This is a genomic window from uncultured Dubosiella sp. (assembly GCF_964018005.1).
In the GTDB taxonomy this organism is placed as follows: domain Bacteria; phylum Bacillota_I; class Bacilli_A; order Erysipelotrichales; family Erysipelotrichaceae; genus Dubosiella; species Dubosiella muris.
Genome location: NZ_CAXHOA010000001.1, coordinates 209,686 through 223,188, shown reverse-complemented (window position 1 = coordinate 223,188; position 13,503 = coordinate 209,686). Strand labels below are relative to the sequence as shown.

The window sequence follows — 13,503 nt, the reverse complement described above, 5'->3', positions numbered from 1 at the left end:
GTTCAAAAAACGAGAAGGGGGAAAGGGAATGAAAGGCACACGCAAATGGATCGGGTTCTTTTTGGGGTTTGTTTGCCTTTTTTTTAATGGCTGTTCCAGTCAGGAGGAGCCGTTCCATGAAATCGAGCCGGGATCGGTTTATCAAGGGCCGATTGAGATCCACGAGCCGAAAGCGACAAACGCCCAGGTGCTTTCCGGCGGACAGATCCTCGTCGACGTGTCCAATGTCGCCGACGGCTACCTGATGATCAAAACGCTGAGCGGATTCGACACCCGTCTGAAGTGCCGCATCAGCCACGAGGCGGACCAGTACACATACGATTTGCCATCCGATGGCGAATATGTCGTGTTTCCGCTTCAAATGGGCGATGGCGAGTACACGATTTCCGTCTACCAAAACACCGAAGGAACAAGCTACGCGCAAATTTTTTCCGAATCGTTTGCGGTGGCGCTCGAGGAGGACAACCGCGTGTTTGTCTTTCCAAACCAGCTTGTGTGGTACACACGCGAGTATCCGGCGGTTTTGTTGTCGTACGACATTTGCCAGTCGCTTTCTAGCGACCAGGAAAAAGTCGACGCGATTTACCGGTACATTGAAAACTACATGACGTACGACACCGACAAGGCGGCCAGCGTGCAGTCGGGCTACATCCCGGATCTGACCCGTGTGCTGGAAGAAAAGAAAGGCATTTGTTTCGACTACGCCGCGCTCATGGCCGCCATGCTGCGGGCGCAGGACATCCCCTCCCGGCTTGTGATGGGAAACTTGACAAGCGAGGGGATTTACCACGCGTGGAACGAAGTGTATGTGGATGGCCAGTGGCGCTGGTACGATCCAACCTACGGGTCCGCCAACTCCAATGAGCAAAGCGACTATGTCGACGACAGGAGGTATTGATGATGGAGAAAAAAACAAACTTGAAAAAGCTGGATCCGGCGCAGCTTTCGCTCTTATGCGCGCAATGGGCCATGATCCTGAAAACCGGCATTTTACTGTACGACGGGGCCGACATTCTCGTTTCGACGTATGAAAACACCAGCGAGCAGGCGTTGTTCGAGCGTATTGCCGGCGCGCTGGAAGAAGGCCAGCCGTTTTACGAGGCGCTCGAAAGCACCGGCCGGTTTCCAAAATACATGATCGAGATGGTGCGAATCGCGGAACGGACGGGAAATCTGGATGTCGTGCTCGATTCGCTGTCCAAGTATTATAAAAAAGAGGCGCTGCGCAACGAGAACATTCAAAACGCCATTTTTTATCCGGTGACGCTCGTGGTGATGATGAGCGTCGTCATCGCGATTTTGGTCGTCAAAGTCATCCCGGTTTTTATGCAGGTGTTCCGCAACATGGGCGTCAGCCTCGACGGCTCCACCCAGACGATTTTGTCAGCCGGGATCTTTGTCGGCTACGCCGTCATGGTGTTCGCCATCTTGCTGAGCGTCTTCGCGATCGTCGTCATCGCGATGTGGAAAAAAGGGAAAACCGAAACGCTGCTCAAAGGCGCGGCCAAAATCTTTCCGTTTTTTCGAAAAATCCACAAAGGGCAGGCGGCCGCCCGCTACGCGGACATCGTCGCGATGGCGATGCGCAGCGGTTTCTCGCTGGATGAAACGATGGAAATGGCGCCCGATTTCATGCCCGATGCCCAGTCCCGGACGATGGCGCAAGTCAGTCTGGATACGATGCGCCAGACAAACCAGTTCACCGAAGCCATGATCGCCAACGGCTTTTACGACACGATCCACGAGAAAATGATCGAGGTCGGCGACCAAACCGGTCAAATCGAATCCGTCATGACCGAGCTGGCCGACTTGTACAACCACCAAGTCGAAAGCGAAATCGACGGCGTTGTCGCCTCGATCGAGCCGGTGCTCGTCGCGCTGCTCACGCTGATCGTGGGCGGCATCCTGCTTGCCATCATGCTTCCGCTTGTCGGCATCCTGATGTCCATGACGTGAGGGCCGGCCATGAAAACGAAACAACGAAACAAACCGCTCATGCTGGCGGAATTCGTGGCTGTGATGCTTTGTTTTTTGTTCGTGTTCGACTGGATATCCAAAACGGCGTATCGCCAGTCGACGCAAACGATCCAAACCGCCCTGGAGCAAATCATCGTCGACACGTACGCCAGAGAAGGGCGCTATCCGCCCTCGCTTGAATCCATGATCAAGGAGCACGGATTCACGTACGACCCCGACACGTACATGATCGTCTACGATATTTTTGCCGACAACATCCGCCCGCGCGTGCAGGTGACGGAAAGGAGCCGGCCATGAATCGACAAAAAAACACGTTCGCTTCGCTTAGTTTGTTTCTCGTCTACGCGATGTTCGCGCTTCTGGCTTTGTTCCTCGTCGTGATCGGGGCGCGCGTTTATGAAAACATCGTTTCGGAAAGCGGACGCGTCCACGACAGCCGCACCGCCATGACGTACATTCAAAACAAGCTGCGCAACCGTCTTGACGCCGTTGGCGCCGACCATGACGTGCTCGTGCTCAAAAAAGGCGACCTCGTCACGTATATTTACGAACAAGACGGGACTCTTTGCGAATTTTACACCTTGGACGGGCTGCCGCTGGAAGACGGGCAGGGCGAAAAGATCGTCGCTGTCGAAGATTTTTCGATCCGTCCGGACAACGGACAACTCGTTATCCGGCTCACGGACCGGGAAGGGTTTGAAAAGGTTTTGCACGTCCAGGAGGTAGGCGTATGAAAAGAAAACGCAATCCGGCTTTGATTGAATTGATGCTCGTCATCGTCTTCTTTTCGCTGGCCTCGCTTATCCTGCTGCAAATGTTCGCGAAAGCGTTCACGCTTTCCAAGCAAAACATCGCCCTTGCCAACGGACAGATCCTGCTCGAGGATTTGATGAACCAGTGGATGGCCGATCCCGCCACGCCGGTGGCGCAAGACGGGGTGTACCGCTTCAACGAGGAAATGAACCTGGATCCAGACGGCCGGTATTTGTTGTGTGTCGAGCGCAGCGAAACCGAGACGCTCGCTTCGATCACGCTCACGCTCCAGGAACAGGAAACGACGTTGATCGACTTCCACACGACCATCAGCAAGGAGGAATCAAAATGAAGCGAAACGGTGTCGGCACCGCCTCGTTCGTGCTGATCGCGCTTGTGCTCGCCTTGACGTGCTTTTCGCTGCTGGCGCTTTACCAGGCCGACTTGCAAAACCGGATGAGCCGCTCTTCCATCGACTATTCGAGCCGCTATTACGAGGCGCTCGCCTCTATTAGCGAGCAGGTGGACGCGATGAATCAAACCAGGATGGACGAGGATAAAAAATACATTTCCGTGCAAATTCTCGACGGCCAGTATTTGATTGCCCGCGTTGAAAAGCGGGACGGCCGGTACGTGATTGCCGAACGATACGTTGAAAACCAGAACACGTGGGATCAAACCGAACCGATCCCGGTCTGGGATGGAAAGGATTGAGACTATGAACATCGAAGAAATACTGGAGGACAGCCTCCAAAAAGGGGGATCGGACTTGTTTATTGTGCCCGGGGCGCCGATCCACGTGAAAGTCAAAGGACGCATGGAGCCATTTGGCAGCCAGCCCGTCATGCCCGCGCAAAGTCTGGAGCTAATCAGCCAGATTTATGAAAACGCCAGCAGGAGCCAGGAAACCTTGAAACAAACCGGAGACGACGATTTCTCGTTTTCGATTCGCAACGTGGGACGTTTTCGCTGCAACGCCTACAAGCAACGCAACTCGTACGCGGCCGTGATCCGCATCGTTCCATTCGGCTTGCCCGACCCGAAACAAATGAGCATTCCGCAAACCGTCATCGACTTGGCGCGCACAAAAAACGGGATGATTCTCGTGACGGGACCGGCCGGCTCGGGAAAATCGACGACGCTGGCGTGCCTAATCGACGAAATCAACCGGACGAAAACCGGCCACATTATCACTCTGGAGGATCCAATCGAATTCATCCACCCGCACAAAAACTGTTTGATTTCCCAGCGCGAAATCAGTCTGGACACCCAAGACTACGCCTCGGCGCTGCGGGCGGCGCTGCGCCAAACCCCCAATACGATTTTGCTCGGGGAAATGCGGGACTTCGACACGATTCAAACGGCCCTGACCGCGGCGGAAACCGGCCAGCTTTTGCTGTCGACGCTCCACACCCTGGGGGCCGCGAAAACGATTGACCGGATCATCGACACGTTTCCGGCCAACCAGCAGGCGCAAATCCGCGTCCAGCTGTCCATGGTGCTCAAAGCGGTGGTCAGCCAGCAGCTTGTGCCCGGTATCGACGGCACGCTCGTACCCGCCTTCGAAGTCATGATCGTCACGCCGGCGATCGCCAACCTGATTCGGGAAGGAAAGATCCATCAAATCGACAACGTGATCTTTTCCAGCCAGGAAGGCGGCATGCAAACGATGGACAACGCGCTGCTCGCCTTGTTCAACGCGGGCAGGATCACGCGCGACAGCGCGATCGCGTACGCTCAGGACAAAACGACGCTTTCCAGAAAGCTGAAGGAAAAAAAGCTCCATGTCGTTTAAACCTAAAGTGCTCATTGTCGACGACTCGGAAATCAACCGCCTCATTTTAACGGATATGCTCGAAGACAAATACGACTTGATCGAAGCGGGAGACGGTAAAGAGGCGATCCGGCTTATGAACGATCACGGATTCGAACTCTCGCTCGTTTTGCTTGACTACATGATGCCGGAAATGGATGGCTTCGAGGTGCTGGAAGTCATGCGGGAACGCGGATGGAACGCGCAGTTGCCCGTCATCATGATTTCCGCGGAAACCGGCGCCGACTACATTCATAAGGCGTACGACCTTGGCGTGTACGACTTCATTTCCCGGCCGTTTGACGCCTCGATCGTCACGCACCGGGTCGAAAACATGATTTTGCTCGACGCGCGCCAAAAACATCTCGAACGGCTTGTCGCCGCCCAGGTGCAGGAAAAAACGCGCCAAAGCAACATGCTGATCAACATCCTGAGCCACATTGTCGAGTTCCGCAACGAGGAGTCGGGCCGGCACGTCTTGAATGTGCGGGCGATGACGAAGCTGCTGCTCACGGAACTGCGCGCCATGGATCCGACCTTCACGATGGACGACGAGCAAATCGAGCGTATCGCGCTCGCTTCGGCCCTTCACGATGTCGGAAAAATGTCGATCGACGAGAAAATCCTGAACAAGCCCGGCCGGCTGACGGACGAGGAATTCGAGCAAATGAAGCGCCATACAATTTACGGGGCCCAAATGCTGGAAAAGGTGCCAAGCTACCAGCATGACGAGCTTGTAAAAACCGCGATCGAAATCGCGCGCTGGCACCACGAACGCTACGACGGCAAAGGCTATCCGGACCACCTGGTAGGCGAGCAAATTCCAATCTCGGCCCAGGTTGTCGCGCTTGCCGACGTGTACGACGCCTTGACGGAAGAGCGGGTGTATAAAAAAGCCTTTTCGCCCGAACAGGCGCTGACCATGATTTTGAACGGGGAATGCGGCTGCTTTTCCCAGCGGCTGCTGCGTTGTCTGGAACGCGCCCGCCGCCGGTTGAAACAAGTCGATTTCGGCCCGGATCCATCCGCGTCCGCCGATCCTTCGTCCTTGTCCACGAGCGCGCCGGTTTACAACGAGAAGTCGATTTCGAATTTGGTGTACGAACGCACCAAGTACGCGTTTTACACGAGCCGCTCGCAGGAAATGCGGTTCGAGTACACCTTCAGTCCACCCGTGCTTACGCTTAGCATGCTGGCCGCCCATAAGTTTAACCTGGACTCCGTCATCGCCGACCCGCTCGACCAGCCCGATCTCATGGCGGTGCTCGGACAGGATAACATTGAACGCCTGTGCGATCGAATCCGCCAGCTTTCGTGGGAGCGACCGGAATGCGAACTGGAGCTGGCGCTTCAGGAAAATGGGGAGCCGCACTGGTTCAACTTTATTTTGCATGGCATTTTCAACGAGGAGGAATGCCATGGCTACTTTGGATTGATCGTGGATGTCCATGACGAAAAAGTGAAGCGGGAGGCGCTGGAGCGCAGCGCCCACCACGACGGGCTGACCGGCCTGGTGAATAAAGCGTACGCGCCGGTGCTCATTCAGTCGCGGCTGGATGAAAAGACGAACGACCATTTCGCCCTGATGATTATCGACCTGGACAACTTTAAAACGGCCAACGATGAAAACGGCCATAAATTTGGCGACGAGGTGCTGCAAACACTCGCCAGCCGTATCACGCGCTGTATTCGTTCCTACGACGTGGCCGCGCGCATCGGCGGGGACGAGTTTGTTGTGTTTTTGCAGTACCACGACCACATTACGCCGGTGATCGACCGGATTTTCCATAGCATTCAAGGCGAATACAAAGGATATCCGATTCAAACAAGCGTCGGGGTCGCGACGACCGAAACGTGCGCCCGCGATTACGACGTCTTGTTTGAAACCGCGGACCGGCTGTTGTATGAAGTGAAGAAAAGCGGCAAGAACGCGTATCGAATCGACCATCTTGCCCAAGAGGAATGAATATGAATTTGGAACAATGTTATAAAGCGATGGATGGCGACTACGAGGAAGCGAAGCGCCGCCTGCGCGCGGATCGGCTCATCGTTAAATTTTTGCGAAAGTTCGCGGACGATCCCAGCTTTTCCCGGTTTGAAGCGGCCATCGCGGCGCATGACGACAAGGCCGCGTTCCTGGCTTTGCATACGATCAAAGGCGTGGCGCAAAACTTAAGTATGACGGCTTTATACCAAAAAGCCGACACGCTTTGCGAGCTTTTCCGTTTTGGATGGAGCGATGAAGGAGCGGCGAAAGCAGACGAGCTGAAAACGGAATACGAGCGCGTCATGACGGCAATCGAAAGGCACGTCGGCTATGAAGCGTAAGAAATTGACGATTCCGCGCAAACTCGTTCTTTCGTTTGTTGTTTTTTGTTTCGTCACCGCCTTTATGTTCAGTTTCGTGTTTTACTGCACGAATCAAAAAAGCCGCAATTCGATTGACGAGATCGGCGAAATTTACATGAAAGGCATCAACGAGAAAAACATCCAGCACTTTCAAACGATTGTCGAGCTGCGCATTATGCAGTTGAAGGCGCTCGTCGACGGTTTGGATCTTTCGGAAAACGAAACGGCGTTTTTCGCCGGTTTGGAGCAGGAAGCCCGCCTGCGTGGTTTCGAATGCGCGTCGCTGTACATGGATGACGACAAATTCGTCACAGTGTATGGCGATCCGATCGTCATCAAAGGCTCCAGGGAGTTTGTCGAGGCGCTGGTGCAGGACAAGACGCAAATCGCCTCGGTTCTTGGCGACAATGGCGAGCGGACGATCTTGTTCAGCTATCCGGTTTCCTATCCCATGCCAGGCGATGAAAAATCGGTCGCGCTCGTTGTCGGATTTCCGGCTTCCTCGCTGGCGGAGTCGCTGTTTCAAAGCGAGAACTCGTCCATGGTGGAATCGGCCATCATTCGAAAAGGCGGAACGTATGTCATCCGCGACTCGGGCGAGTTCGGACACGAGTTCGCCGGAACGTATTTTGAAAAGTGGAAGGACGAGAAAAACACGGAAAAACTAGCCGAGCTGAAACAGGCGATTGACAAAAACGAGGATTTTACCGGGGTGCTGAGCGAAAACGGGCAGGAAAGCTACATTTTCGCCACGCCGCTGCCGTATTCAGAGTGGTATTTGATTACGGAACTTCCGTTTGGCCCCATCAACAACATCGTCAACGACATGACAAGAACCGACTTGACCTTGTACATTGGCGGCACGCTCATTATTTTGGCCGGCTTGTTTTACTTGTTTTACCGCTACTACATTTACTCCCGGGAGCAAATCAAGGTGTCGGAAAAGCTGAAAGTCGAGGCGCAAAAAGCCAACCAGGCCAAGAGCGAGTTTTTGTCCAACATGTCCCACGATATCCGTACGCCGATGAACGCGATCATCGGGATGACGGCGATCGCCACGACGAACATCGACGACAAGAACCGGGTGCTTCATTGCTTGAAGCGCATCACGCTCTCCAGCAAGCATTTGCTTGGGTTGATCAACGACATATTGGACATGTCGAAAATCGAGAGCGGAAAAATGACGTTGTCCAACGACATCGTGTCCCTGAAGACGATCGTCAACGACCTCGTCGCGCTCGTGCAGCCGCAAATGAAGGCGAAACATCAAAATTTCGACGTCTCGGTTTCGAACATCATCACTGAAAACGTGTATTGCGACGCGCTGCGCCTCAATCAAGTGCTGCTCAACCTTATGTCCAACGCGATCAAGTTCACGCCTGAACAGGGCAGCATTCGTATCGGTTTGTACGAGAAGGCGTCTTCGGTTTCCGATCAAAACGTCGAAGTCCATTTTATCGTGTCGGATACGGGAATCGGGTTTAGCGAGGACTTTAAGAAAGTCATTTTCGAATCGTTCGCCCGCGACGACCACTTGCGCGTCACGCGCACGGAAGGCAGCGGCCTTGGCATGGCGATTACCAAACACATCGTGGACGCGATGCATGGCGAGATTTTGATCGACAGCAAAGTCAACGAGGGCAGCACGTTCCACATCGTGGTGGATTTGGAAAAAGCGCCCAATCCGGATGAAAAACTTTGTCTGCCAAACTGGACGATGCTTCTTGTCGACGACGAGCAGCTTTGCCAAACGGCACAGTCGGCTTTGGCGGAAATCGGCATTCGCGCCGACTACATCACGGACGGGCACCAGACGCTTTCCTGTCTGCGCCAAAAGCGCTACGACACGATTCTTCTGGACTGGAAGCTGGACGATCTGGATGGAATCGAGATCGCGCGCCAAATCCGCAAAACGCTGGACGACCACATCCCGATCATTTTGATTTCCGCGTACGACTGGTCGGATTTCGAGCAAGAAGCCTTGGATGCCGGCGTCGACGGATTCATTCAAAAGCCGTTGTTCGCCTCTTCGCTGTATGCCGGACTCGTTCCGTTCGCCAACCGGCAGACCGGAACCGAGCCAGCCGCCAAACCGGAAACGTTCTCGTTCGCCGGCCGGCGCCTGCTTGTGGCCGAGGACAACGAGCTGAACTGGGAAATCGCCCACGACTTGCTCGAGGAGGAAGGCTTTTTGCTGGAGTGGGCCCAAAACGGCCAGGAGGCGCTGGACATGTTCGCCCGTTCGCCAGCGGGCTACTACGACGCGGTGCTCATGGATATCCGGATGCCAAAAATGAATGGATTTGAAAGCACGAAAGCCATTCGGGCGCTGCGAAGAAAAGATCGCGACGTGCCGATTTTCGCGATGACGGCCGACGCGTTTGTCGACGACGCCAAAAAGGCGAGGGAAGCGGGCATGGACGCCCATATTCCAAAGCCGATCGACGTGGATGTCGTTTTAAACGAGCTAAGAAAACATTTGAAATAAAGATGCCTGGATGCCGGGCATCTTTTTTTCAGTCTATGGATTTGATAAGATGGAAGGGAACACAAAGGAGAAAGAGTATGAATGATTTTGAAAGCTTGCGCAACGCCAAACTGGCGCAAGTCGTCATCAAGGGACTGGCGAGCCGGAATATGACAGGCCATTACGCCGCCAGCCGCGAGGAAGCGCTGCGCATCGCCCTGGACCTCATTCCAAAGCACAGCACGATTACGATGGGCGGAGGCGTCAGCGTGGAGGAAATCGGGTTGAAGGACGCGCTGAAAACGAAAGACTACACGTTTATCGACCGGGACGAGTGCGAAGACAAGCGGGCCGCGATGCTGGCCGCCTACGACGCGGACGTCTTTTTGTCCGGGATCAACGCGCTGTCAAGAGACGGGGTGCTTGTCAACATCGACGGCAACGCCAACCGGGTGTCGGCCATCGCGCAAGGACCGCGCCGCGTGATTTTCATCGCGGGAATGAACAAAGTGTGCTCGGATGTCGACGAGGCGATGAAGCGGGCGCGCAACGTGGCGGCTCCGATCAACGCCCAGCGTTTCGATTTAAATACGCCGTGCGCGAAAACCGGCACCTGCTTCGACTGCAAGTCGCCGGATACGATTTGCTGTCAGTTTTTGATTACCCGCTTTTCCAGACATCCGGAACGCATCCATGTGATTCTTGTCAACGACAATCTCGGGTTTTGACGCCAAAAAAAGCCGGTTCTTTCACAAATCGGCTTTTTTTCTTATTTCATAACGAAGGAAATTCTCTGTTAGTCGTCGGCTTCGTTCCCGATGGCGCCCTTGACTGCCTCGAGCATTGGACGAACGTCCAGACTGACATAGTCTTTCAAATCGTCGTTGGTTGGTTTTCCGTTTTCATCCACGGTAATCGAATCAACGCCATGCTCCTTGATGTAGTTTTCAAGATAGTCGACTTGATCCAGCCATTCCGTGTCGATACTGGTCTGGGTGTCTTTGTCAGGCCCGTACAACTGATCGAGTTCCGTAATGGCGTTTCCATCCTTGTCCACGAATTCGATCATGACATTTGAAAGGTTTTCTCCTTCTTTTTCAACGGTGGCATTGACGATGCCGCCATTGTCGTATTGGGACGTTCCTTTCATGGTTTCGTTTGCGATGTCTTTCGTGCCCGTGTCGTCTGCGGCTGGTTCTTTTGCAGTTTCATTGGCGCATCCAGCGAGCAGGACGAGGGAAAGTGCTGCGAGTGAGATTTTTTTGTACATATTCTTGGCCTCCTGTTAACTCTATTCTAGCGCTTTCAAAGGGCGTTTCAATCGGAATGACCGCAAACCAGACAAAACAAAAAGTTGTCTTTATAAAAGTATAACTTATAAAAAAAGACCCGCTTGCGCAGGTCTATGCCTTAAAAATCAGTTTTCTTATTTCTGGGCGTTGTTGTTGTTGGCTTCGTTGACTGCTTCCATGATGTCCGTCAAGTTGATCGTGCATCCGGATTTCAGGTCTTCGTTTTCCGCGTAACCGTCCGCGTTCAGTTTCACCGCGTCGATTCCGTTGTCGATGATGAACTGTTCGAGGTATTTTACCTGCTCGTACCATTCTTTACCAATGGCGGAAGCCTGCTTCATGTTGTACTCGTCACCCAGTTCTTTCTTCGATTTTCCGTCTTTGTCGATGACGTCGATCGAAACCGAAGTGATTTTTCCGTTTTCCTCTTCCAGTTCCGCTTTCGTAACCGCGCCGTCCGCGTCCGTTACTTCCGCGCTCGACTGCGCTCCACCGGCTTCGTCAACCGTTGTCGTTGCTTCTTCGTTTGTTTCTTCTTTAGTTGTATCTGTGCTTGTGCCACATCCAGCCAACAGGAACAGCGAAAGAGCACCTAAAACGAATTTTTTATTCATAATTTGCCTCCTCTATGCATTTACTATTGTAAACGGTAACGGAATAGATTTCAAACTTGAAAACATTGAAAATTATTGAAAAGACTTAAATAAAATATCATTGTAGTCCGGCAGCGGCCATTCGGATTTCGACACGTTTTTCTCGATCGTATCCGTCAGGGCGCGAATGGCTTCCATGAGCGGAAGCAAGGCGTCGGCCGCGAACCGCGCCGCCTCTTTTTCGCTTTCCGGATTGACTTGCAGCAGCGTCTCCAGCTTGTCGACGTGGTCGGACACGATTTCCAGCGGCGAGTTGATGTCTTTCAAAATCTTTTCTTCCATTGGCGCCACGATGCCGCACGATTTTTTCGTCTGGATGATTTGCGCCAGTTTCGCTTCGTAGGAGAAGATAGCCGGCAAAATCTCCTTGCGCAGCATGTAAATCATCGTTTTGGCCTCGATCACGATGACCTGGTAGTAGTTTGTTAGCAAGATGTTTTCGCGGGCGTGCAGCTCGTGAGGCTGGTACACGTTGTGCTTGGCGAAAAGCGCCAGATTTTTCGGATCGGTGTAGTGGGGCAGGGCGTCGGCTGTCGTTTTCAGCTCAAGCAAGCCACGGCGCGCGGCCTCCTGTTTCCACTCCTCGCTGTAGCCGTTGCCGGAAAAGACGATGCGGTTGTGCTCTTTGAGCGTCCGGCGCACGATGCCAATGAGCGCCTCGGTCATCATTTCCTTTGGATAGCATTCCAGCTCGGTCGCGAACTGGTCGAGCTCCTCGGCCACGATCGTGTTCAAAATCGTGTTCGGACACGAAATGTTCAAATTGGAGCCAAGCATCCGGAACTCGAATTTGTTGCCGGTAAACGCGAACGGGGAAGTCCGGTTGCGGTCGGTCGAGTCCTTGGCGATTTGCGGCAGGGCGCTGACGCCAAGCTCGAGCTTCTTGTCGATCTGGTCGACGTATTCGCGGCCTTCCTCGATTGCCTGCAAAATACTCGTCAGCTCCTCGCCCAAGTAAATCGAGATAATGGCCGGCGGTGCCTCGTTGGCGCCCAGACGGTGGTCGTTGCCCGCGCTCGCCACCGAGATCCGCAGCAAGTCCTGATACTCGTCGACGCCCTTGATGATGGCGGCCAGCATCGTCAAAAAGCGGATGTTGTCTTGCGGGGAGTCGCCCGGCTCGAGCACGTTTTCGCCTTCGTCGGTCGTAAACGACCAGTTGTTGTGCTTGCCCGAGCCATTGATGCCTTCAAACGGCTTTTCATGTAGCAGGCACACAAAGCCATGCCGGGTCGCGCACCGCTGCAGGATTTCCATCGTCAGCTGGTTTTGGTCGTTGGCCTGGTTGGTCGAAGTATACACCGGCGCCAGTTCGAACTGGCAAGGCGCCACTTCTTTGTGCTCGGTCTTGGCGAATACGCCCAGTTTCCAAAGCTCCTCGTCCACTTCCTCCATGTACGCTTTCACACGCTCGTTAATATTGCCGAAATAATGGTCGTCCAGCTCCTGTCCCTTGACGGGCGGGGCGCCAAAAAGCGTCCGTCCCGTGACCATCAAATCCAGGCGCTGCTTGTACATCGCCTCGTCGATGAGAAAGTACTCCTGCTCCGGACCGACGGTGATATTGATTTTCTTCGTGTCGTAGCCCATCAGGTTGAGCAGGCGCACCGCCGACGTGTTGAGCGCGTCGATCGAGCGCAGCAGCGGCGTCTTTTTGTCCAGGGCGCTGCCGTCGTACGAGCAAAACAGCGTCGGAATGTACAACGTCTTTTCCTTGACGAATGCATAGCTGGTCGGATCCCACGCCGTATAGCCCCGGGCCTCAAACGTCGCGCGCAATCCGCCGCTTGGAAAGCTGGACGCGTCCGGCTCGCCTTTGATGAGCTCCTTGCCCCGGAAATCCGAAATGACCGTGTTCGGGCCGGTCGGATTGATGAAGGCGTCGTGCTTTTCCGCGGTGATGCCGGTCATCGGCTGGAACCAGTGGGTGTAGTGGGTCGCCCCTTTGTCCATCGCCCAGTCTTTCATCGCGTTGGCGACGACGTCGGCGATTTGCGGCGGCAGCTCGTCGCCGTCTTCCATGACCTTGACCATTTGTTTATAAATGGAATTCGGCAAATATTTTTCCATCTCCCGTTTGCTGAAGACATCACATCCAAAATACTTGTCAACGATTTTCATTCTCTCTTCTCCTTTTTTCTCCAAAACATCATACCATCTTTTACCACATGTTTTTCACAAACCGTAAAAAAAGTCCTT

The 13,503-nt window shown here is 53.9% G+C and carries 14 protein-coding genes; 11 read left to right on the top strand and 3 right to left on the bottom strand.

Annotation, left to right across the window (positions count from 1 at the left end; translation table 11 throughout):
* Positions 1–28 precede the first annotated feature (28 nt).
* The 11 genes from ABNS49_RS01145 (at position 29) to ABNS49_RS01095 (ending at position 10,087) form a co-directional block, all read left to right on the top strand.
* On the top strand, positions 29–898 hold the full coding sequence (locus ABNS49_RS01145; protein ID WP_135979277.1) for a transglutaminase-like domain-containing protein: 870 nt from the start codon (positions 29–31) through the stop codon (positions 896–898).
* On the top strand, positions 898–1,956 hold the full coding sequence (locus tag ABNS49_RS01140; RefSeq protein WP_289108318.1) for a type II secretion system F family protein: 1,059 nt from the start codon (positions 898–900) through the stop codon (positions 1,954–1,956). Before ABNS49_RS01145 ends, ABNS49_RS01140 begins: the two co-directional genes overlap by 1 nt.
* 9 nt (positions 1,957–1,965) lie before the next feature.
* Positions 1,966–2,274, top strand: coding sequence for a hypothetical protein (locus ABNS49_RS01135; protein WP_135979275.1), 309 nt, complete (start codon positions 1,966–1,968; stop codon positions 2,272–2,274).
* A complete protein-coding gene (locus tag ABNS49_RS01130) occupies positions 2,271–2,711 on the top strand; it encodes a DUF4860 domain-containing protein (RefSeq protein WP_135979274.1) in 441 nt (146 codons plus the stop codon). The genes ABNS49_RS01135 and ABNS49_RS01130 overlap by 4 nt, the downstream gene beginning before the upstream one ends.
* Positions 2,708–3,082 carry a hypothetical protein gene (locus ABNS49_RS01125; RefSeq protein ID WP_135979273.1) on the top strand — a complete coding sequence of 125 codons (375 nt, stop codon included), beginning with the start codon at positions 2,708–2,710 and terminating at the stop codon, positions 3,080–3,082. Before ABNS49_RS01130 ends, ABNS49_RS01125 begins: the two co-directional genes overlap by 4 nt.
* Positions 3,079–3,444: a hypothetical protein gene (locus ABNS49_RS01120; protein WP_135979272.1), complete on the top strand. Its 366-nt coding sequence runs from the start codon at positions 3,079–3,081 to the stop codon at positions 3,442–3,444. The genes ABNS49_RS01125 and ABNS49_RS01120 overlap by 4 nt, the downstream gene beginning before the upstream one ends.
* Before the next feature lie 4 nt (positions 3,445–3,448).
* Complete coding sequence (locus ABNS49_RS01115; protein WP_135979271.1) at positions 3,449–4,525, top strand: PilT/PilU family type 4a pilus ATPase; 1,077 nt, start codon at positions 3,449–3,451, stop codon at positions 4,523–4,525.
* A complete protein-coding gene (locus tag ABNS49_RS01110) occupies positions 4,515–6,509 on the top strand; it encodes a diguanylate cyclase (protein ID WP_289197171.1) in 1,995 nt (664 codons plus the stop codon). Before ABNS49_RS01115 ends, ABNS49_RS01110 begins: the two co-directional genes overlap by 11 nt.
* Before the next feature lie 2 nt (positions 6,510–6,511).
* Positions 6,512–6,871, top strand: coding sequence for an Hpt domain-containing protein (locus tag ABNS49_RS01105; RefSeq protein ID WP_168353498.1), 360 nt, complete (start codon positions 6,512–6,514; stop codon positions 6,869–6,871).
* On the top strand, positions 6,861–9,380 hold the full coding sequence (locus tag ABNS49_RS01100) for a response regulator (protein ID WP_348687693.1): 2,520 nt from the start codon (positions 6,861–6,863) through the stop codon (positions 9,378–9,380). Before ABNS49_RS01105 ends, ABNS49_RS01100 begins: the two co-directional genes overlap by 11 nt.
* 77 nt (positions 9,381–9,457) lie before the next feature.
* Positions 9,458–10,087, top strand: a complete 630-nt coding sequence (locus tag ABNS49_RS01095; RefSeq protein ID WP_135979267.1) for a lactate utilization protein — start codon at positions 9,458–9,460, stop codon at positions 10,085–10,087.
* A 68-nt stretch (positions 10,088–10,155) separates the two neighbouring features.
* On the opposite strand, the gene ABNS49_RS01090 is transcribed toward ABNS49_RS01095, so the two are convergent.
* From ABNS49_RS01090 to ABNS49_RS01080, 3 genes are all read right to left on the bottom strand, one after another.
* Positions 10,156–10,629: a hypothetical protein gene (locus ABNS49_RS01090; protein WP_135979266.1), complete on the bottom strand. Its 474-nt coding sequence runs from the start codon at positions 10,627–10,629 to the stop codon at positions 10,156–10,158.
* A gap of 156 nt (positions 10,630–10,785) precedes the next feature.
* A complete protein-coding gene (locus ABNS49_RS01085; RefSeq protein ID WP_135979265.1) occupies positions 10,786–11,265 on the bottom strand; it encodes a hypothetical protein in 480 nt (159 codons plus the stop codon).
* 72 nt (positions 11,266–11,337) lie between these two features.
* Positions 11,338–13,425: a glutamine synthetase III gene (locus ABNS49_RS01080; RefSeq protein WP_135979264.1), complete on the bottom strand. Its 2,088-nt coding sequence runs from the start codon at positions 13,423–13,425 to the stop codon at positions 11,338–11,340.
* Between the last annotated feature and the right edge of the window lie 78 nt (positions 13,426–13,503).